The following is a 22,663-nucleotide window of genomic DNA, read 5'->3' on the forward strand; positions in this document are numbered from 1 at the left end:
TTTTATTCATCCCAAGGACTTTCGACCAAAATTGGTCCCGTTAAAGTTTTCATCATTATAGTAGATTTCGACTGACTATATTCCTCTAACGAAAACCCATTACTACCTTGAATCACTTGTAAATCAGCGTGAACGCCGAATTGATTTAACCTTTTTAATAACTCTTTGGCTTCGCTTGGACTAAGCGGATTTTCAGCTTGCCAAACTAAATCCAAATCACTCGATATTTTTGCCGTGTGTGTGGCAGTTGCCAGTTCGAAACCGACCGAACCACTGATTCCCCAATGATAATCTTTCAAAATTTCTGATACTGCTGGTAGTGCTTTAATCGCGGGAATATCTTGTCTAGCTGTTTTCCAAAGTTGTTTTTGAACTAATTCATACGGAGTAGTTACCCTCAAGACATCAGTTCTATCGACAAAAGATGCCCAACGTTCTTCCCGTTTCATCCCTCGAATGCCAACGGGAATCTTGTCATCAATAATCGGACTACGTCTAACCACTACCGTCATGGATTCAGGAAACATCTTCAAAGCCCAGTCGGGTAAATTCCCCGTCAAATCCTTAATGGATCTAATTTTCAACAAGTCGTGTGGATTAATTTCTACCATTGTTCTGCGACTAACTGACGAACTTTCAAAGTAGCTTTACGACCGGATGCCTTAGCAATTGGTGTCTCATAGCGGAAATGAAGTGTTCGATCACCATTTAAGCTAGCAATTGCTTCGTCAATAATTGAATTGATCTTATCAACATTTTCGTCAGTTGCTTCCCATGAACCGATGCCTTTAACTAATTTGTACAGAGCACCGAGTTTTTCATAGTTATCAATATCGTAAGCCATGGCTGGAACGTGTTTCGTTGCCTCTTCAAGTTCAGGAATAGTTCTTTGGGTGATACGGGCAGCACTAGCTTTTGACATTGCTTGAACGGTGATTGAATCATCATCCAAGGCAATCATACGATTAGATTGTAAACCGTGAGCTAAGAAACCACCTGAGACAGCATCCCCAGGGATAAAATCGATTACCGGATGTCCGGCTTGTCTAGCTTTGGCATAAGCAGCAGCACTTGAACCAAGTGCCACGTGAATACCAATCAATTCTTCTTGATAGCCGTAAGCTTGACTAGGGACGTCGACAATCAAAATAATTGGTCGTTTAACATCTTTGTCTTTATCTTCAGCAACGACTTTGTTGATCACACTAGCAACCGCAAAGCCTTCTTGCAAACCAACTTCTCCATCACGAACCCGTGGAAAATCATTTTCAGCATCAGGAACGATGGCAACGTATTCCTTACCATCTTTTTGAGCATGCAAGACAGTCGACACTGGACTAGTAGCGTTCTTAATCCCAGTCATAGCCTCAAACCAAACACGACCACGACTCTTCGTACCCTCCTTGAAACTTGTCTCAGCTTCAGGAATCTCATGCTTAACCGTTTCAACTTGTTTGAATAAATCATCGTAAGTTTCAATATCTAGTTTCTTAGTCAAATCAAGTTTATCCAACAAACTCAAGTAAAAATCAACATTTTCAGTGCGATGAGCATCTTTTCTAGTTTTGATTTCATTGACCAAACTAGCTTTAACATCATCAACAGTGTCATCAACAACTTCATCAACCAGACCAGTAGCCAATCGCTGTTTAGTACCCAACGTGTTCCAAATCAAATTCTTATCACTGGAGTCAAATTCTCTCACGCCAGCTTCTTGTTCGATAACTTCTGGACCATTCAAGGCGATACGAGCCTTGTTAGTTGCAATTAAGTAAGAAAGAATCGAAGCAGTGATCGACATACCACCGAATGACCCAACTCGACCTGGTACCAAACCGATAACCGGAACGTACTTCTTTAAGGCAATCACGACATTTTGAATCTCAGAAATTGACAATAAACCATAGTTAGCTTCTTGTAATCTAACACCACCAGTATCCAAAACTAAGATTGGGTAGATCGTCTTACCGGCCTTGTTATCTTCCAAAGCTTTTTCTAAAGCAGCCACGATTTTAGCCCCACTGACTTCACCGATACCGCCACCTTGGAATTTTCCTTCAATTGAAACGATCAAAACATTTTTGCCTTCGATCGTTCCTTGCATCAAGACAATCCCATCATCACTTTCAGGAACAATATTTTGTGGTTCCAAGTGAGGAGAAATCATATCATCTAGTGGGCCAACTAGTTCTCTAGCTGAGTTTTCATCCAATAATGAAAGAGCACGCTCACGAGCATGTAATTCAACAAAACTATTTTTCATCTTTTAGTTCCTCCAATGCTTGAGTTAAACGAAGATTAACAACTCCTGGAGTTGAACCAAAGTCATTAATTTCAATCTTGGCTTGGATTGGGTATCTATCAAAGAAACGCTTTAAGACATTGCTCCAAACTTCTTTGAAACCATCACTACCAGTCACGATATTAACTTCAGTTTTCTTATCTGTTGGTCGAAAAATAACTTCGAGATCACCAGATGCGACTACCCCAACGTGGACAGGCTTTTTAATCGCATCAGTTGTGTCGAAATTAAAATGTAGTTTTTCCATATTCTTCTCCATCCCTAATTTAAATGTTTTAAAAAGTAACTAGCTGCAAACAAATCAGCACTTCCACCAGGAGAAATATTTTTTTCTTTAGTGAAATTTTGCAAAGTAGCAAATTGCGGATTTCCCATCACGCTTCTTGGATTCTCAACAATTTGTGATGATAACTTCTGAAATTGCTGTAAAGTTTCTAAATCGCTGCGATAAACGATATTAGTATCATTGACATTACTGTACAAAACTAACAACCGTCGCATCCAAGTGTCAAAATCATCTTCCTCTGGTTGATAACTCAGAGCTTTGGCAACATTGACCAAACCACTTTGAGCCTCACCTTTAGCTCCATTCAAGGCATATTTTTGTTTAGTGACTTGACCATGGGTCAGTTTGACCTCATTGAATCGATCTGGCATGCGCGATAATTTCTTAACTCCGGCCAAAATCTCTACTAAGTCATCAGTCTGTAAACTACTGATCACACTGACTAATAAGCCTAAACTCCAAATCGCTCCCTTGTGAGTGTTAACACCATTAGTAGCTGCGAACATATCTTTTTCAGCGATTCGTCCGATTTTCCCGATTTCTTCTCGCAATTTTAAATCAAGAGGATGACGAAAAGAAACTCGAGCCATTTCCTCAAAGCCACTCAACAGTGCATCAGCCGATTTATAAAATAAGTCAATATTCATATCAGTGTGTGAACCATTGGAAATTGCATCGACTAAGCCCGGTTTGGGCGAAAAGGAAACTTCCCATTTCAAAGCACTGACTGCTTGTTTAGCTAATAATAAATATTTTGTTTCAATCATTTTATGACCAACTTCTGAATTTTGCGGGTGGATTGTAAAGTCCATCTGACCACTTAACTAAGTCGTCCATATTTTGTGCTGCAAGAAGTGATCTCTTGGCTTCATTGCGGTGAACACCTAAATCTTCTGGTAGAGCAACGATTCCTTTAGCACGTAAATCTGCTAATTGTTTAGGGTTACTTCTCAAGCCGACTGGCGTGACACCTGCGATTGCCTCAATTGCTGCTTGTCTTTCGGCCATACTGTCGGTCTTATATAGATAAGCGATTCCTTCTTCAGTCACGATGTGCGTTGTATCTTCGCTATAGATCATGATTGGTACATTAGCCAATTTAGCTTCTTTTTGGACTTCTTCAGCATCCAAGTGATCGACAAAAACGGGCTTTTTATTTGAACCGAAAGTTTCAACCATTTGGACAACTAATTTTTGACCTTTGCCTAATGGATCGTCATCGGGACGCAAACTTTGCCAAGCTGGTGTGGAATGACGACGTCCGTGTGGATTGCTACCCATGTTAGGAGCACCACCGAAGCCTGACAAACGGCCATTCGTAACGGTTGATGAGTTACCGAATTTATCAATTTGCAAAGTTGAACCGACGAACATATCCAAAGCATATTGACCTGCCATTTGACCAAAGGCACGATTTGAACGCATTGTTCCATCTTTACCAACGAAGAAAATATCTGGACGATGAGCAATGTAATTTTCCATTCCAACTTCGCCACCGAAACTGTGAATCGTTTTGACCCAGCCACTTTCAATCGCCGGAATCAAAGTAGGTGTTGGGTTAACTTCCCAATTAGGTACGATCTTACCTTTCAAACCGAGTTGTTCACCATAAGTTGGCAGCAACAATTCAATTGCAGCAGTATTGAAACCAACTCCGTGGTTAACTGTTTGCACGTTGTGTTTCTCGTAAATACCACGAATGGCCATCATACCCATTAAAATTTGTAGTTCAGTAACATTTTGGGGATCACGCGTAAATAGTGGTTCCAATTGATAAGGTTGATCGGCTGGTACAACGATGTCGACCCAATCGCCAGGGATATCAACACGTGGAACTTCGTCAACAATTTCATTAGCTTGCACGATAACTATTCCGTCTTTAAAAGCCGCTGCTTCAACAATTGCTGGTGTTTCTTCAGTATTGGCGCCGGTATATAGATTACCGTCACGGTCAACTTTGTCGGCTGCTACTAAAACAACATTTGGAATCAAATCCACGTAAAGTCTAGCGTAGAGTTCAAGATAAGTGTGAATATCACCGACTTCCATAGTTCCGTCAGCAATCATTTGTGAAATACGAGTACTTTGGGGACCAGCAAAAGAAAAGTCCAATTTCTTAGCAATCCCGGTTTCAAAAATATCCAAATGTTCTGGACGTGACACACTAGACATGATCATGTGTAAATCATGAACTTTGGCTGGATCAACTGAGGCTAAAGTTTCGGATAAGAAACTAGCTTGTTTTTGATTATCCCCTTCCAAAACAACTCTATCGCCTGGTTGAATAATTTTCTCTAATAATTCTTTAGCATTTTCTGTTTTAACGATTTTACCGTCTAAAAGGGATGCAATGCCGTCCATTTTGGCAGCCTTAGCATCACGATTCTTGGTCCAACTTCTGTTAACCATCGATTATCCTCTTTTCCATTTTTCTAACAAGAATTCAATATCATCAAGATTCATACTATTCATGGTGATGGTTCTAAAATCAGGAAACTTACTCTTAACTAACTTGGTAAAAGTACTACCTGGCATTAACTCGATCGTAGTATCGACTCCTAATTCGGAGGCAACATCCATCATCGTGTCCCAATAAACAGGATGAGTTAAGTTATTGATCATGTCATATTTGACACCATCAACTTTTCTAACTGCATGGCCATTAAAGTTAGCTAAATACGTGCATTGTGGATTCTTTAATTCAACCTCAGACAAAGCCTTTTCCAAAACATCCGCAACAGATTGCATCAAAGGCGAATGCGATGGAACCGGTACTTTCAACAAAACAGTCTTTTGAGCACTATTTTCTTTAGCTAGATCCAACACTTTTTTGATTCCAGCAATTGAACCAGAAACGACCGTCTGCAACTCTGAATTTTGATTAGAAGTAAAGACTGGTTCAGTTTCAGTGTTCACTTGATCAACCAGGGCTGTTACTTCTTTACGAGTCAAGCCAACAATTGCGCCCATCCCGTATCCAACTGGATAAGACTCTTGCATTTTTTGTGAACGCAAGTAAACGATTTTAATCGCATCATCTTCACTAATAACGTCACTAGCCACCGCTGCTGCAAAAATCCCCAGTGAATGACCAGCTACAACATCCGGCACTTGAATTTTTTTCAATTGGCGCACGTTGTATAGTTGCAAAATCAAAATCGCTAGTTGAATTTGAATTGAATCACGATAATCAACATCCCGATCACGCAACTCAATTCCAGTTAGATCTTTTACACGTTGAATCATTTCCGGTGGAACATTTTTCAACATGCCACTTTTTTGACCACCTTGGCCCGGAAATATCCATAAAGTTCTGATAATTAATCACCTCCAACAATCCTTCTATTGATCTCACAAATTCAGTATAATTGGTCATCTATAACATGTATAATATATAAAAAGCAAGATACTTAACCATTTAGTTATATAAAGGAGAAACAAATGAATCTCAATCAACTAAAATATTTCGTCGTCGTCGCCAATCAGGAGAGTATCACTAAAGCTGCGGCAATTTTATACGTCTCACAACCAGCCGTCAGCAAAACAATCAAACAATTAGAAGATGAATTAAAGGTCAAACTATTTGAACGAACTGGCCGGACTTTGAAATTGAATCGAGCTGGCAAACTTTTTTACAGCTATGTCAATGACAGTTTGGAAGAACTAAACCGTGGTATTTCCGCCGTTCAAGGAGGATTAGACCAAACTCAATACCCCATTTCGTTATTAATGGAAGTCGCTTCCCCTTTTATTCCCAGTATTGTAACTACTTTTAAAGAAAAATTCCCCAACGTCAGATTGAATATCGCTCAACATAACGTCAGGGAAACTGATTTTAAACAATTCGATTTTATTATCACTAGCACACCACTGCAGGGTTTAACTAACGTCCCGGTTTTAAAGGAAGAAATTTTTGTCGGTTGGAACATCAATTATGGTTACAGCCAACAATTCATTCAACCAAAAGAACTAGCCTCACAAAAATTGATTGGCCTCTCACCGGATAATCCATTACGAGTCACGATCGACAAATATTTCTTAAAGCGAGATATTACTTTAAATTACAATTATGAAGCTGATGATCCTGCCACGGTCAGAGGAATCGTCGAAGCCGGTGTCGGTTTAAGTTTCATTCCTTCAGTCACTTGGCAAACTGTCAGCTCGAAAGTCCAATTGGCTAGACTGACACCTGACCCTTTACAGAGAACAATTTATCTTTGCTCACCACACAAAAATCTAACTAATATCCAACGTGAGATCAGCAACGAACTCATTTTGATTTTTTTGGCATATCAAAGATCTGAGTTAAAAATTTAGTTGCAATTATTTTTGAATGAGAATATATTGAGTCTAACGATTTCCTTTTGTTGATCTCACAATTTTACAAGGGGAGATTTTCAAATGAAAACAAAAGTAGACACTACACCCAAGGCCGATATAGGTGACTATATGAAGGTCTTTGCTTGTACTGCCGTTATGATGCAGACTGTTCTTAGTTTAGTTTTATCGACCAATCCAAGTTTTAGTTACCAAACTCCGATCGGAATTATTTATAATCTGGTCAAGTTCACAGCCCCAGCCTTTATCTTTGGTATTTTATACACCACGACTCGGACTACTAACCAAAATTCGTGGAGTGACTATGGTGGATACATGAAGAAACAATGGTCTGCTCTTTTTGTACCCACAATTTGGTGGACACTGACTTACTTGTTGATATTTCCAAACGTTCAACAAGTTAACAAATTTAACGACCTGCCTTCATTTGCTTGGCATTTTATCAACGGTAACGCCGCACCACATCTGTGGTACAACACAATGATGTTGCAGTTTATCATCTTGATGCCACTATTTTGGTCTCTAGCCCACTTTGTTAAAAATAATGTTAACCGGGGAATTCTGACTTTGGCGCTGACCAGTATTTTATATGGTGCCTGGATTTATTTTTACGATGTCGAAGTTTTCCACGGTCCCCACGAAACTAGTTGGTATCTCTTAGACCGCTTATTCATTAGTTTTGTTATCTATGGAATTTTTGGTGTAATTAGCTGGATGTTCAGGGATAAATTTGAAAAGTTCATCAAAAAATCTTTTCCTATTTTAGTTATTTTGTTCATCGCTACCTTTTATTGGACTAACAAAGAATTATTTAGTTTTGGTTATCCAGTCAATTTAAGTAATGCTCCTTACTACAAACCATCGATGACTCTTTATGCGCTATTGGTTATTGGACTAGTTGCAGCACTCGCCATTCGTCACATCAATAAAAAATCCAGCGCATTACCTGTTTTCCACTTCTTAGCCACCTATGCTTATCGAGCTTACTTATCAAACGTCTTTTGGTTGCAAATTATCTGGCGAATCTTTGGTGGCAACTTAGCTGGCGTTAACCCAATTCTAGCAATTATTGTTTGTTATTTATTAACTTGGGTATTATCATTTACTTCAGCCTACGTGTTCCATATTCTCTGGTTCAAAGTTAAACATTCTTTAACTAGATCAAGTGTTTTGACGGAAACGAAATAATTATTTTTATTTCTCAAGCTTTGTTTGTTGACCCTATAGTCATATTATGCTAAATTAGCACTGTGCTATTAAGAGTGCTAATTAAAAACAGGAGGCATTTTATGTTAGTTCCTACAGTTATCGAACAAAGTTCACGTGGAGAACGTGCCTATGATATTTACTCACGACTATTAAAAGATAGAATCATCATGGTTTCAGGAGAAGTCAACAGCCAAATGGCTAATACCGTTATTGCTGAATTGTTATTCCTTGATGCCCAAGATTCAGATAAGGACATTTCAATGTACATCAACTCACCTGGTGGTTCTGTTACAGATGGTTTAGCCATCATGGATACAATGAACTTCATCAAGTCTGATGTTCAAACAATCGCAACTGGTATGGCTGCTTCAATGGCCAGCGTTCTCTTGTCATCTGGTACAAAGGGTAAGAGATTTGCTCTACCAAACTCAACTGTCCTCATTCACCAACCATTAGGTGGCGCTCAAGGTCAACAAACTGAAATTGAAATTGCTGCTCAAGAGATTTTGAAGACAAGAAAGAGATTGAATCACATTTTGGCTGATAATTCAGGTCAAACTTTCGAAAAACTTCAAAAGGATACTGATCGTGATAACTACATGACAGCCCAAGAAGCTAAAGATTACGGTTTGATTGATGAAATCATGACAAATCAAAAGGAAAGTAAATAATATTTACATTTAGGAAGCTAGGACAAATTGTTCTAGCTTTTTTTCTGTTTTTATTCCTTTACGATTTATAATGAATTTGATTTGGAAGCGATTAAATTGGTTAAAAATTATTATTTTGATAAAAATTCACCAGAAATCATTTATCTGACTAAAAAAGACAAACATCTTGCTAAAGTAATTGACATGACTGGTCCCCTTCAATATCAATTGATTTCTGATCCTTATCACTTTTTGGTTCATGAAATTATCGAACAAATGTTATCAAAAAAAGTCGCTCTTATTTTGGACAAGCGACTAACATTAATTTGCCAAGGTGAAATTACGCCACAAAAAATTACGCAATTGACCGATAAAGAGATTCATCAATTAGGAATTTCTAAATCTAAAGTATCTTACATTAGAAATTTAACGATTGCCTTAATTCAAAGAAAACTAGACTTTAAATCATTGAATATTTTATCGGACAAACAAATAATTCAAACGTTGACACAAATAAAAGGTATCGGTAATTGGTCAGCCAAAATGTATCTGATTTTCTCACTCGACCGTCGTGATGTTCTTCCCTTTGAAGATGGTGCTTTTTTAGAAAGCTTTCGTTGGGTTTATAAGCCAAAAGATAGTTCAGTTAAATTAATTCAGAAAAAATGTCAAAAATGGCATCCTTACACTTCAATCGCAGCTAGGTTCTTATATAAAGCTCAAGATCTAGGACTAACCAAAACAACTTTTCATCTATTCAAATAATCTCCTGTTTCTTTATAAAAAACATTTGAAAGCGCTACATATCAGACGTTGCATTGGACAGTTTTTTTATTTTAGTTTATCCTTAAATCGTTATTAGATTAAACAAAAGAAGGGGTAATATATGAATAAGGGTGAAATCAAAAATAGCCTAGCTCGAAAATTGTTCATCATCACCTTACTCTCTGGAACCTTCACTATGTCGATCAGCCAATCTTCACTTTCCACAGCTTATCCGACTTTGATGAAATTCTTTGGTGTAACGGCACCAACGATTCAATGGTTAACTACTGGTTTTATGTTGATCATGTGTATCATGATGCCAATCAGTCCTTGGTTGCTGAATAATTTTTCCTTTAAAAAAATCTTTTTGAGCGTTGTAGGAATTTTTGCCATTGGTACTTTAATTATTATCGTGGCTCCTAACTTTCCACTAGCAATGCTTGGTAGAGCTTTAGAAGCGGTTGGTGTCGGTGTCTTATTCCCGTCATTTCAATCAGTTTTATTAACCATCACGCCAGAAGCAAAACGTGGTACTACGATGGGATATGCCGGTTTAGTCATGGGATCAGCTTTGGCATCCGGTCCAATTATTTCAGGTATTGTTTTAAACTTTCTCAAATGGCAGGGTCTTTTCGTAATCTTCTTGATAATTATGGTGGTCATTTTTATCAGTGCACTTTTTAATATCAAGGATGTTATGCCACGTCACAAAGCTAATTTAGATCTTATTTCTACGATTTATTTATTAGGTTTGATTGGTTTATTATATGTTGTTAATCAAGCCGGCAGTACACACAGCTTATCCACTAATTTAATGATTTTGTTAGTGATCAGTATCATTTTGACAGTACTTTTCATTCATCGTCAATTGACTAAAGAAGAGCCATTACTTGATTTAAAAGTTATGAAAAACTTCAACTTTGATCTAGCAGTTCTTTTAACTGGTTTTTCTTACATTTCATTAATTGTTGTAACAATTATCTATCCACTTTATTATCAAAATATCCTCCACGTTTCTGTTCTAGCCTCTGGTTTAGCCTTAGTGCCACCAGCAATCGTGTTGAGTATTTTAAATCCACTGACAGGTACATTGGCAGATAAAATTGGTTTCAAAGCTACTTTGATTTCTGGTATGTCAATGATTGTCGTTGGTTGGTTCTTGTTATTTGTTTTACACACAAAATTAGCAATGTTCCCAATGATTTTAATTGCCATTCTAATTGAAGGTGGAAATGCCTTCGTTATGATGCCTGCAACGACCTTGGGTGGTAATTCCTTACCAGAAGATTTAATTCCTCATGGAACGGCCATTATCACGACTGTCAGACAATTACTCGGTTCATTAGGAGTAAGTTTAGCCACTTTGATTCTAGTCACAACTAATCAAAAGCACAATTTACCAACCAATAATGGTTTGATTGGTTTCCAAAATGTGTTTGGATTCTTCTTCTTCATGGCTATTATCGGTTTTGTTTTTGCGTTATTAATTAAGAATAAAAAGAAAAATTAATTTCTTTTACTAAAAACAAAGGAGCCGGGTAATCACTTTCGATCACCTGGCTCCTTTTATGCATCAAATGCGTTACAATTATATTCTGAAATAAATATTTAGGAGTATATTTTGTTTAAAGAAAAACCTGCTCGTAAAACTATTCTAATTGCCGCTATTTTTTTCATTTTTCTGTTAATTTGGACCCTCTGGCAATTTCATTTTAATTACATGGTCGCTTCATACGATACAATTTTCCATTCCCAAAGAATCTATGAAATTCGTCTAGCTTTTTTAAAGCACACCCTGCCTAGCTGGCTCAATTTCAACACATTCTTCTTTACTGGTCAAGCAATCAACGGAATGTATCCTGATTATACCTTGTGGCCTTTTGTGTGGATAACTAATTTTTTAACGCCGATCCATCAAATAATAGCAATTCGAACTTTGATTGCTACTGGAAGTTTTATCGTGACTTTTTTGTCGCTCAATAAACGTTTCTCCAGCCAAAATGCTGTTTTAGCAGCTAGCATCTTCGCTTTGTCCGGCTCGGTTTTAAAAGATTTAACCGGTGAAATGCAGTCAGGAACTGCCATCATCATGATGTTTATTTTCCCAATTTTTTTCACTTTAAAAGATATTATCCAGAGTAAAAATTGGAATTTGAAATTAGTCTTAGAGACTGCTTTGTTGATGACAATTGTCGTTAATTCACATCTTTTAAGTGCTGTCACAATTGCGATTGTTGCGGGTATTTGTTTGATTATTGAAACTATATTGCGTAAAAACTTTTGGTCCTGGATCAATCTTTTAGCAGCAGCTTTTTTGACTATTCTTTTATCACTACCGATTATTGAACGCGTGATGGCAATTTCCAAATCTGGGCTATTATCACCTTTTGGCAAGGGAAATATCATCAGTCTCTCGTTGTGGGAATTGGTTAAAAAGCCTACTTGGGATGCTAAAGCAACAATTTCTGGGGCAACGATTATCTTCTTGGTAATCGCTCTGGCTGGTCTGCGCAAATCTAACCTGAAACGACTCCTGCCTTGGTTAGTCGTGGAACTGATTTTAATCATCTTGTCATCAAATATTTTCCCCTGGAAATTATTCAACTCAGTTCCAATCATCAACAATTTTCAATATGCTAACTGGCGTTTTGGGATTTTCCTTGGTGTCATCCCAATTTTGTTAATCTTACTAGCTTATGAGAAGAAACTGGCCACAATCATTCTAATGTTCTTAACCCTAGTCAGCTACCCGATGGCAATCTACACCGCCAATCACAACCAACACTTCAAAGCTGACAATGCAGTGGTGGTAACACAATTCACGCAAAAGCAAATCCCCCAAAATAAAACGGTTAAACTAACTTCGACTGGTATCAACAGTGATAAAATTATGCGCTCTTTGTTACCTGATTACACACCTGACACAACCCCACTGCAAAAAGATAGTGATGGGATGTTTCTCGATGGCTCAATCATCTATCCACTAGCCAACCATCTCGGACAAACTCCACAAAGAGATTTTGTTTTAACACCTAAAAGCACCATCAAGAGCGTTACTTGGAGTGGTCAAAACATATCAAAAGGCAGTCTTACATTACCAAGTTACGGCTATAAATCATTGCAATATCGCGTAACTTTAAACGGCCAACCAATTGCGTGGCATTTGAGTGATCACGGTTTGATAACGATCAATATTCCGAGAAACCTTCAAAAAATGAACGTCAAGATTCAATGGCTAACACCAAAAGTTTATCCAGTTTTGTTAATTTTCTCATCGCTACTGTATCTATTTTTACTAGGATACTTGATTAGATTGAATCCGCGCTTAATTGGAAGCGTTTTTTTAAAAATAAAAGCAGTGTTATAATATTATTAGGATTTAAACGGATGCGTGAATTATTCCTAGACTTTTTCCTATCAGAATAGACACACAGTTACCAAAGAGCTATAAGCAAAAGGCTACCTAAAAATTCTACATACACGATAATGTCCTGATTGAGTTTATTCATATTTGAAATTAGGTCCCAGAGATGGTGTCATGTTGATTGCCGCTTTTATTATGTTGATTTTAACATTGATTTTTAAATGGTCAGTATGGGAATTTACATTTTCTATTGTCGCAATCATAATCGCCTTTTTAGCAGGAAGAATGAAACCAGACAAGAAGAACGTGCTTGCCTTCTTGAAAAGATAAAAATAAACTAATAAAAAAGAAGCTGTACTAATGAATTTTTGCACATTGCATTTTCATTAGTACAGCTTCTTTTTTGTTGGCGTAGGCAGCCGTCCTCCATAGCAAACCCGATTTTGGCGGCAACGTGCTGGCCCGACTTGGAAATGCCGCGCACTTTGCGGAAGACGGCAGTTACCCACCACAATCAAACTAAAATTAAACTTTTTCTGTTTCAGCTAACTCGTTTAATTTCCGCAAACGGTGGTTGATCCCTGACTTAGAAATTGGACCACTTGGTACCATCTCGCCTAATTCCTTTAAAGAAACCTCAGGATTTTCCAAACGCAATACCGCAATTTCTCGTAATTTATCTGGTAAGGAATCCAAGCCTACCGTTGCCTGCAAATGCTTAATATTTTCGATCTGGCGTTCAGCGGCAGCTACCGTCTTGTTAATATTAGCATTTTCACAATTGACTAAGCGGTTAACTGAATTTCTCATGTCACGCACGATCCGAATGTCCTCAAACTTCAACATTGAATTCGTCGCTCCAATCAATTGTAAGAAATCAGCAATTTTTTCTGCTTCCTTCAAATAAACGATATAACCATTACGGCGCTTAGTTGTCCGGGCGTTCAAATGGAAATAATTCATCATTTGAGCGATTCCGTCATTATGATTTTCGTAGAGTGAATAAATCTCCAAATGATATCTGGAAGTCTCGGGATTGTTGACACTACCAGTAGCTAAAAAGGCTCCACGAAGATATGAACGCATTCGTTGATCTTCATTTAGAACTTCTTCAGGTACATCGGTGTTGATCGACAAACCGGACTCATCTAAAATATCTAAATCCGTTAGGACTCGATTTGTATCGTACTTCAAACGAACTAGATATTGATTATTTTTCTTCAATTTCATCTTTTTTCGCACAAGTAGTTCTGATTCAATTCCATACTTTTGCTTAATCAAAGAAAAAATTCTTCTTGCAATAGCAGCGTTCTCAGTCTGTGCAGTTAAGACGAAATGATGATTTTGTAAACTTAATGAGCCATTCATTCTTAATAACGCTGACAATTCTACTCGAGCGTGTTCGGGATGGACGACTAATTTTGTGAGTTCTTGTTTGACCTCACTTGCATATGAAACCACTAACGTCTCACCTCATTTTTTCTATTACCGGATTGCAATGACAAATTTATAATTTCACGTGCAACCTTTTTACCATCGTGAAATGCACCTTTGTCATGTAATGACAAGAAATCGTCTTGAATGACTTTGCATCCCATCTTGCGAAGACCTGAAAAATCGGTCTCGACTTGATTGACGTACTCATCGTACTTTTTATGATCCATATAACCATCTGGGATAGCTCTTGTATTGACTAAAACTGTATCAATAAAATTGCCACCTAGATGACGATTCAATACTCGTACGTGATCGGCATCAGTGAAGCCTTCTGTTTCACCAATTTGCGTCATAATATTACAAATATAAACAATTTCAGCTGAAGTTTGTTTAACTGCTTCACCAATATCCTTAATCATCAAGTTTGGCAAAATACTTGTAAACAAACTACCTGGTCCTAAGACAACCACATCAGCTTGCATGATTGAGGCGATGACTGGCATGACCGATTTAGGTTCTTCTTCTGGATTATCTGAATCAGTGACCCAGACACGTTTAACGTGCTTACCCGAATGAGTAATTTCATGTTCACCGGCAAGTTTCGTACCATCAGTGAATTCCGCATGCAATGTCAATTTCGTATTGCTAGCTGGGAAAACATGACCATCAACTTTCATCATCTTAGATAGTTCTTGAACAGCATCAAAAATATTAGGTGACATCTCTGTCAAAGCAGCGATAATCAAATTACCGATTGCATGTCCAGAGAAGAAATCATCATTACTCTTGAAACGATATTGGAAAACGTCCATATCGACTTTTGGTAAATCAGATAATGATGCTAAAACATTACGAATATCCCCAGGAGGAACAACGTTAATGTAGTCACGAATAATACCTGACGATCCCCCATCATCAGCTACTGTCACGATTGCAGTAATATTAGCATCCATATTTCTTAAACTATTCAATACAACTGGTAAACCAGTACCCCCACCTATAACTACAACTTTTGGACGACGTCCCTTAACAACACGAACTATCCTATTTGCGTTTGTGGCCATCTTCGATTACCTTCTTTTGTGATTTTTCCATGTCACGATGAGTTATATCAACATAGTACTTCTTCTTTAAATCAGTACCTAAGCGTTGAGCAATTGCAACTGAGCGATGCTGACCACCAGTACAACCGATTGCTATCGTTAGACTAGTCTTACCTTCTTTTTCATAGCCCGGCACGATATCCTTTAGTAATCCATAAAATTTATCATAAAAATTCTTCGTTTCAGGATCATCCATCACATAATCGTAAACAGGTTTATCCATCCCTGTTTGGGTCTTCAATTCTTTGATATAGAATGGATTCTTTAAAAATCTGACATCCATTACAATATCAGCATCGATTGGCAAACCATATTTGAAACCAAATGACATTACTTCAATGTGGAAAGTAGGCATTCCTGTTGATTCTTGGAAATGATTGAATATTTCCTCTCGTAATTGTCTAGGCGTCAAATCCGTCGTGTCAATTTCAACCGAGGCTCGACTTTTAATTTCAGAAAGTAACTCTCTTTCCTTTTCAATTCCGTCAAGCAACCGTCCTTCCATTGCTAAAGGATGACTACGACGAGTTTCTTTATAACGAGATACTAATTCTTCATCAGATGCATTCAAGAAGAGAATCTTCATATCGACTTTTTGATGCTTTTCTTGTTCATCTTCATCAACTTGAGACAACATTGAAAAAATCTCATCATAGAATGCACGTGATCTAATGTCGACAACTAAAGCTACTTTCTTGATCGTTCCGGATTCATGAACCAATTCCCAGAACTTAGGTAACAAGTTAGGTGGCATGTTATCAATACAAAAATAACCTAGATCTTCAAAAGATTGCATGGCAACAGTTTTACCCGCACCACTCATACCGGTTACTATAACTAATTTAAGTGTATCTTTTGTCATTTTGCACCTCACATTCTCTATAAGCATACCATAACAAGCCGGGCGTGTCAGTTTTTAAAAATAAAAAAGCTGCTAAACCTTTTAAAATGATTTAACAACCTTTTATAAAATTTTTATTGTGCATCCTTGGTACGTTTGGTGTCACGCTCCAAGATTGGCTTAAGATATTGACCAGTGTAGCTAGCTTTGACATCAACCAATTGTTCAGGTGTACCAACCCCAACAATTCTTCCGCCACCTTCGCCACCTTCAGGGCCAAGGTCGATCAACCAATCAGCAGATTTTACAACATCCAAATTGTGCTCAATTACTAAAACAGTATTGCCTTCATCGACTAGACGTTGTAAAACACCCAACAGGCGTTTGATATCATCAGTATGCAAACCAGTTGTAGGTTCATCCAAAATGTAGAAATTCTTACCATTAGATTTCTTATAGAGTTCTGAAGCTAGTTTCATTCTTTGAGCTTCACCACCGGATAATTGAGTAGCCGATTGTCCTAATGAAACATATCCTAGACCAACATCTTGAATCGTTTGCAACTTACGTTTGATCTTAGGAATGTTGCTGAAGAAGTCTAAAGCTTCAGAAACCTTCATATCAAGTACCTGAGCAATGTTTTTACCCTTATACGTAACTTCCAAAGTTTCCGAGTTATAACGTGTTCCATGACAAACTTCACATGGTACGTAAACATCTGGCAAGAAATTCATTTCAATTTTAATAATTCCGTCACCACGACAGTTTTCACAACGGCCGCCTTTAATATTGAAAGAAAATCTCCCCTTTTTATAACCACGCAATTTAGATTCATTAGTTTGGGCAAACAAATCACGAATATCGTCAAAGACACCAGTATAAGTAGCTGGATTACTTCTTGGAGTTCTACCGATTGGACTTTGATCAATTGCAATCATCTTATCCAAGTTTTCGTAACCAGTAATCTTCCTATACTTTCCAGGTTTTTGTGAATTGTGGTTCATTTTTTGTGCCAACGCACGTTTTAGAATCATATTAACTAAAGTTGATTTCCCTGAACCTGAAACACCTGTCACAACGATAAATTTACCTAGTGGGAATTTAACATTTAATTTCTTAAGGTTATTTTCTTGTGCTCCAAAGACCTCAACCGACTGTCCATTACCTTTACGACGTTCTAATGGTACCGGGATAAATTTTTTACCTGCCAAGTACTGACCAGTTAAGGACTTAGGATTTTTTTCAACCTCTTCTGGCGTTCCAGCAGCTACGATTTGACCACCATTTTCCCCAGCACCAGGACCGACATCAATTAAATAATCAGCTGCACGCATAGTATCTTCATCATGTTCAACCACGATCAAAGTGTTACCCAAATCACGCATTTTCTTCAACGAACTAATCAAACGATCATTATCTCGTTGATGCAAACCAATTGATGGTTCATCTAAAATGTACATTACTCCTGATAAGTTTGACCCAATCTGTGTAGCTAAACGAATTCTTTGCGCTTCACCACCAGACAAAGTCCCCGCTGAACGAGACAAAGTTAAGTATTCTAGACCAACATTAATCAAGAAAGCTAAGCGATCCTTAACTTCTTTTAGAATTGGTTGAGCAATAACAGTATCTTGTTCACCGAATTTAAGGGCTTTAAAGAATGGCAATTCATCTTTGATCGACATATCAGAAGCCTCGGCAATATCTTTGCCATCGATTTTGACAGCTAAGGCCTTTTTATTCAAACGCTTGCCATGACAAACCGGACAAGTAAGTTCAGTCATGTACTTTCTCATAACTTCACGAGTAAAGTCACTGTTGGTTTCATGGTAACGACGGTTGATATTAGGAAGTACGCCTTCAAAAGCAACGTCTACATCCCGAACACCACCAAAATCATTTTCATAATGGAAGTGGAAATTCTTACCATCAGAACCATTCAAGATAATGTCTTGATCTTTCTTCGGCAACTTTTCAAATGGAGTATTCATATCAATGCCAAATTCTTTACAAGCTTGAGCTAACATTTCTGGATAATACTGTGAACTAATAGGATTCCATGGTTCAATTGCACCTTGAGCTAAAGTTTTAGTTTGGTCAGGAATTACCAAGTCTAAATCAACCTCTAGTTTGATTCCTAAACCGTCACAATTTTCACAAGCACCAAATGGAGCATTGAATGAAAATAGTCTTGGTTCCAATTCCCCAACTGTAAAGCCACACAATGGACAAGCATTCTTTTCAGAAAAGACCATCATATCTGAACCAATTACATCAACGTTCATATAGCCATCGGACAATCTTAAAGCAGCTTCCACGGAATCAAACAGACGAGATTTGATATGATCATTGATCACGATTCGATCAACTACCACGTCAATACTGTGCTTCTTATTCTTATCCAATTCAATATCTTCACTGACATCATGAATTTCACCATCGATACGAACTCTGACATAACCTTGTTTTTTGATCTGATTCAAGGCCTTTTTGTGTTGACCACGTTTAGCCCGAACTACTGGTGAAAGAATTTGCAGCTTAGTTCCTTCATCCAATTTTAAGATTGCATCTACCATTTGTTGAGCCGATTGACTAGTGATTTTCGTGCCATCATTTGGACAGATTGGTGTTCCAACTCGGGCCCATAAAAGACGTAAATAGTCATTGATTTCTGTCACCGTTCCAACCGTTGAACGAGGATTCTTTGAAGTCGTTTTTTGGTCGATCGAAATAGCTGGACTCAACCCATCGATTGAATCGACGTCCGGTTTTTCCATCTGACCTAAAAATTGTCGTGCATAAGAAGACAAACTTTCAACATAACGTCTTTGTCCTTCAGCATACAAAGTATCAAAAGCTAAAGAGCTCTTTCCCGAACCAGATAAACCAGTCATAACGACCAATTTGTTTCGAGGAATCGTTACGTCAATATCTTTTAAATTATGGGCACGTGCACCATGAATCACAATTTTATCATTTAACATTTTTATTACTTTTCCGCCTTTAATTCTAAAATCGTATCACGTAGGTTAGCTGCAGCCTCAAAGTCGAGTTTCTTAGCAGCAGCTTCCATTTGTTCAGTTAAATTCTTCAATAATTCTTTTTGCTCTTTCTTACTCATATCCTTGAAGTCAATATCATCGTCAATCTTTTCAGTTTCAGATTCTGAATTATCAACCTTTTGGAACATAGAAATAGCATCACGAATCGGTTTAACAATTGTTTTGGGTGTGATGTGATGCTCTTCATTGAACTTCTCTTGAATCTTACGACGACGAGCCGTAGCATCGATTGCACCACGCATTGAGTCAGTGATACTATCCGCATACATGATAACTTTACCATGTTCATTTCTAGAAGCACGTCCAATAATTTGAACTAAGGAACGTTCCGCTCTTAAAAAGCCTTCCTTATCAGCATCCAAAATAGCGATCAACGAAACTTCTGGAACATCGATTCCTTCCCGCAGTAAATTGATCCCTATCAAAACATCAAATTTTCCTAAACGCAAGTCACGGATGATCTTAGTCCGTTCCAAAGTCTTGATATCACTGTGCAAATATCTAACTTTTATACCGAGATTTTTGAAATAATCGGTCAAATCTTCAGCCATCTTCTTGGTTAAAGTTGTAACAAAGACACGCTCATGCTTTTCGACACGATCATTTATTTCCGCTACTAAGTCATCAATTTGCCCCATAATTGGACGGACTTCAATTTTAGGATCGAGTAGACCAGTTGGACGAATAATTTGTTCCACTTTGTCTTGAGTCCGTTCTAGTTCATATGGACCTGGTGTTGCCGAAACATAAAGAATTCGATTAACATGTTTTTCAAACTCATCTAATTTTAAAGGACGGTTATCCAAAGCACTTGGCAAACGAAAACCGTAATCAACTAACATTTGTTTTCTGGCGCGGTCCCCATTGTACATCCCGCGGACTTGCGGCATTGTAACGTGAGATTCATCAATCATAATGTTGAAATCCTTAGGGAAGAAATCTAGCAGGGTGAATGGTGGTTCGCCCTCAGCACGCCCTTCCATGTGGCGTGAATAATTTTCAATTCCTGAGGTGTATCCCATTTCTCGCATCATTTCAATATCGTATTCAGTTCTTTGCTTGATACGTTGAGCTTCCAACAATTTGCCTTCTTTGGTAAATTTAGCCACTTGTTGATCCATCTCATCTTTGATTCTTTTCAAAGCTTCATCCATCTTAGAGTCACTGATCATAAAGTGAGTGGCTGGAAAAATCCCGATATGGTCCATCTGACCTTTAATTTCACCAGTCAAGGCATCCATTTCAATAATTCGATCGATTTCATCACCAAAGAATTCCACTCGAATAGCATTGTCATCTCGAGAAGCTGGAAAGATATCGACAACATCCCCACGAACTCTGAATCTTCCACGTTGAAAATCAATATCATTTCGTTCAAACTGATTATCAACTAATTCTTCTAACAATTTATCACGAGCAATTTCTTGTCCGACCCGCAAAGAGATAATACTGTCCGCATATTCTCTAGGATCACCTAAACCAAAGATACAAGAAACAGAAGCAACCACGATCACATCATTACGTTCCAACAACGAACTGGTAGCTGAATGACGCAATTTATCAATCTCATCATTGATACTGGAATCTTTTTCAATATAAGTATCACTTGAAGGCACATAAGCTTCTGGTTGGTAATAATCATAGTAACTCACAAAATATTCAACCGCATTGTGTGGGAAAAATTCTTTCATTTCACCATATAATTGACCAGCTAAAGTCTTATTGTGAGAAATGATCAGAGTTGGTTTATTAAGGTTCTTGATCACATTTGCCATAGTAAAAGTCTTACCAGTCCCAGTAGCTCCCTCAAGTACGACTTCTTTATCACCCTTTTGAAAATCTTTTGTTATCTTATCAATCGCTTGAGCTTGATCTCCAGCAGGTGAGTACTTGGAAACTAAGTCAAACTTATTATCATTTACTCTATCTATCATGAGATAATTGACCCCCTTTGAGCTAAAAAAAACATCTAACTCACTGAATTAGATGTAATTAATGTCAGGTATATCGCTTGCTCTATATTACCATAGCGAACATATTTTCGCCAAGATTTTAATCAGAAGTTGTTAATCTTGGTAACATCAAAAAAATAATCAAACCAACGAAGAATAAGATACTCAATGATGCAGCACCAATCGTTGATTTACCAGTGATTTGTGTCACAATTCCGACCAAAATAGGTCCTAAAACAGCTGAAAATTTACCTAAAATATTATAAAAGCCAAAGAATTCACTACCGGATTTCTTTGGAATCAATTTACCAAAATAAGACCGACTCAAAGCTTGAATTCCACCTTGTGAAGTCCCTACCAGGATAGCTAAGATCCAGAAATCCGTTGCTGTAGTCAATCTTAAAGCATAAAGACAGATTCCAAAATACAAAACAATTCCTAATAAAATACCAGCACGAGCTGATAATCGATTAGCTAGCCAACCATACAAAATGGAAAATGGGAAAGCTACCAATTGAACAACCAATAAAACCAACATCAAAGTAGTCGTGTTAATTCCCATATCCATCCCAATTGAAGTCGCCATTGTAAAAATCGTATCGACCCCGTCAATATAGAAAAAATAAGCAACTAGAAACCAAGCTGCAGCTTTATATTGGCGAAGATGTGTCATTGTCTCCCAAACCCGCTTAAAACTGGAGACGACTGGATGTGGATCTGCTGGCAATGAATAAACTTGACGAACATTTTTTAGCATTGGCAAATAAAAAATGATCCACCAAATTGCTGATAAAGCGAAACTCCATCTTGCAACGCCGTAACTTGACAACATACCAAAGCCACTTGTCAGTTGTAATACTAAGAAAATTATAAACGCTACTACCCCACCCAAATAACCAAAGGCATATCCATTAGACGAAATAGAATCCATTTCATAATTCTCCGCTACATCTGTTAAGAAACTATCATAAAACAAATTTCCCGCCGAATACCCAATTATCGACAGGATATAAACACCGATCAATATTTGCCACTGACTTGAAGGGACGATAGCCAAGCCAAATGTCATAATGATTCCTAAAAAGGCAAAATAATTCATTAATCTTTTTTTATGATGGGGATAATCTGCCAACGCACCTAAAACTGGCGCCAAAATTGATACTAATAGTGTCCCAAAACTATTAGCATATCCCCAAAAAGCTGTCGCATTAGCAGCCGATACGCCAGAATTTTGAGCAACAGATTTAAAATATACTGGTAAAACCGCCGTGGTTACAATGATTCCGTAACCGGAGTTAGCCCAATCGTAAAAAATCCAACTCCATTGTTTTTTATTAAACCTCATAAATTCCCT

18 protein-coding genes are annotated in these 22,663 nt (G+C 37.7%); 6 read left to right on the top strand and 12 right to left on the bottom strand.

The genetic code is table 11. From position 1 onward, the window contains the following. Positions 1-2 precede the first annotated feature (2 nt). Genes U8521_RS06350 through U8521_RS06375 form a run of 6 tightly spaced genes read right to left on the bottom strand, consistent with a single transcriptional unit; the run spans position 3 to position 5,858 of the window. A complete protein-coding gene (locus U8521_RS06350; protein ID WP_334352224.1) occupies positions 3-611 on the bottom strand; it encodes a malonate decarboxylase holo-ACP synthase in 609 nt (202 codons plus the stop codon). Then, positions 605-2,263, bottom strand: coding sequence for a biotin-independent malonate decarboxylase subunit beta (gene mdcD, locus U8521_RS06355; protein ID WP_334352225.1), 1,659 nt, complete (start codon positions 2,261-2,263; stop codon positions 605-607). Before mdcD ends, U8521_RS06350 begins: the two co-directional genes overlap by 7 nt. Further along, complete coding sequence (locus U8521_RS06360; RefSeq protein ID WP_334332381.1) at positions 2,253-2,549, bottom strand: malonate decarboxylase subunit delta; 297 nt, start codon at positions 2,547-2,549, stop codon at positions 2,253-2,255. Before U8521_RS06360 ends, mdcD begins: the two co-directional genes overlap by 11 nt. A 14-nt stretch (positions 2,550-2,563) precedes the next feature. Beyond that, on the bottom strand, positions 2,564-3,400 hold the full coding sequence (locus U8521_RS06365) for a triphosphoribosyl-dephospho-CoA synthase (protein WP_334352226.1): 837 nt from the start codon (positions 3,398-3,400) through the stop codon (positions 2,564-2,566). Continuing rightward, on the bottom strand, positions 3,357-4,997 hold the full coding sequence (gene mdcA / locus U8521_RS06370; protein ID WP_442886130.1) for a malonate decarboxylase subunit alpha: 1,641 nt from the start codon (positions 4,995-4,997) through the stop codon (positions 3,357-3,359). Before mdcA ends, U8521_RS06365 begins: the two co-directional genes overlap by 44 nt. Before the next feature lie 3 nt (positions 4,998-5,000). Then, positions 5,001-5,858 carry an ACP S-malonyltransferase gene (locus U8521_RS06375; RefSeq protein WP_334352227.1) on the bottom strand — a complete coding sequence of 286 codons (858 nt, stop codon included), beginning with the start codon at positions 5,856-5,858 and terminating at the stop codon, positions 5,001-5,003. Between the two features lie 171 nt (positions 5,859-6,029). On the opposite strand from U8521_RS06375, the gene U8521_RS06380 reads away from it, so the two are divergent. The 6 genes from U8521_RS06380 (at position 6,030) to U8521_RS06405 (ending at position 12,917) form a co-directional block, all read left to right on the top strand. After that, entirely contained in the window at positions 6,030-6,905 is an 876-nt protein-coding gene (locus U8521_RS06380; RefSeq protein ID WP_334352228.1) for a LysR family transcriptional regulator, read from the top strand. Between the two features lie 84 nt (positions 6,906-6,989). After that, positions 6,990-8,114: an acyltransferase family protein gene (locus U8521_RS06385; RefSeq protein ID WP_334352229.1), complete on the top strand. Its 1,125-nt coding sequence runs from the start codon at positions 6,990-6,992 to the stop codon at positions 8,112-8,114. Positions 8,115-8,215: 101 nt separating this feature from the next. Beyond that, on the top strand, positions 8,216-8,806 hold the full coding sequence (locus U8521_RS06390) for an ATP-dependent Clp protease proteolytic subunit (RefSeq protein WP_334332376.1): 591 nt from the start codon (positions 8,216-8,218) through the stop codon (positions 8,804-8,806). A gap of 96 nt (positions 8,807-8,902) precedes the next feature. Next, on the top strand, positions 8,903-9,550 hold the full coding sequence (locus tag U8521_RS06395; RefSeq protein ID WP_334332375.1) for a DNA-3-methyladenine glycosylase family protein: 648 nt from the start codon (positions 8,903-8,905) through the stop codon (positions 9,548-9,550). Between the two features lie 121 nt (positions 9,551-9,671). Continuing rightward, on the top strand, positions 9,672-11,060 hold the full coding sequence (locus U8521_RS06400; RefSeq protein ID WP_334352230.1) for a DHA2 family efflux MFS transporter permease subunit: 1,389 nt from the start codon (positions 9,672-9,674) through the stop codon (positions 11,058-11,060). 111 nt (positions 11,061-11,171) lie between these two features. Further along, complete coding sequence (locus U8521_RS06405; protein WP_334352231.1) at positions 11,172-12,917, top strand: hypothetical protein; 1,746 nt, start codon at positions 11,172-11,174, stop codon at positions 12,915-12,917. Positions 12,918-13,439: 522 nt separating this feature from the next. Here the strand turns inward: U8521_RS06405 and whiA are convergent. The 6 genes from whiA to U8521_RS06435 form a co-directional block, all read right to left on the bottom strand. Then, entirely contained in the window at positions 13,440-14,375 is a 936-nt protein-coding gene (gene whiA / locus U8521_RS06410; protein ID WP_334332372.1) for a DNA-binding protein WhiA, read from the bottom strand. Further along, complete coding sequence (locus U8521_RS06415) at positions 14,375-15,415, bottom strand: gluconeogenesis factor YvcK family protein (RefSeq protein WP_334332371.1); 1,041 nt, start codon at positions 15,413-15,415, stop codon at positions 14,375-14,377. Before U8521_RS06415 ends, whiA begins: the two co-directional genes overlap by 1 nt. Further along, the gene (gene rapZ / locus U8521_RS06420) at positions 15,396-16,316 is read right to left on the bottom strand and encodes an RNase adapter RapZ (RefSeq protein ID WP_334332370.1); all 921 of its coding nucleotides are present in this window, start codon (positions 16,314-16,316) and stop codon (positions 15,396-15,398) included. Before rapZ ends, U8521_RS06415 begins: the two co-directional genes overlap by 20 nt. Positions 16,317-16,429: 113 nt before the next feature. Beyond that, a complete protein-coding gene (uvrA, locus tag U8521_RS06425) occupies positions 16,430-19,279 on the bottom strand; it encodes an excinuclease ABC subunit UvrA (RefSeq protein WP_334352232.1) in 2,850 nt (949 codons plus the stop codon). A 5-nt stretch (positions 19,280-19,284) separates the two neighbouring features. Next, positions 19,285-21,291 (bottom strand): excinuclease ABC subunit UvrB, encoded by a 2,007-nt coding sequence (uvrB, locus tag U8521_RS06430; protein WP_334352233.1) that lies wholly within the window; start codon positions 21,289-21,291, stop codon positions 19,285-19,287. Between the two features lie 118 nt (positions 21,292-21,409). Further along, the gene (locus U8521_RS06435; protein ID WP_334352234.1) at positions 21,410-22,654 is read right to left on the bottom strand and encodes an MFS transporter; all 1,245 of its coding nucleotides are present in this window, start codon (positions 22,652-22,654) and stop codon (positions 21,410-21,412) included. Positions 22,655-22,663 lie beyond the last annotated feature (9 nt).

This window comes from Companilactobacillus miaonis, assembly GCF_036913615.1.
In the GTDB taxonomy this organism is placed as follows: domain Bacteria; phylum Bacillota; class Bacilli; order Lactobacillales; family Lactobacillaceae; genus Companilactobacillus.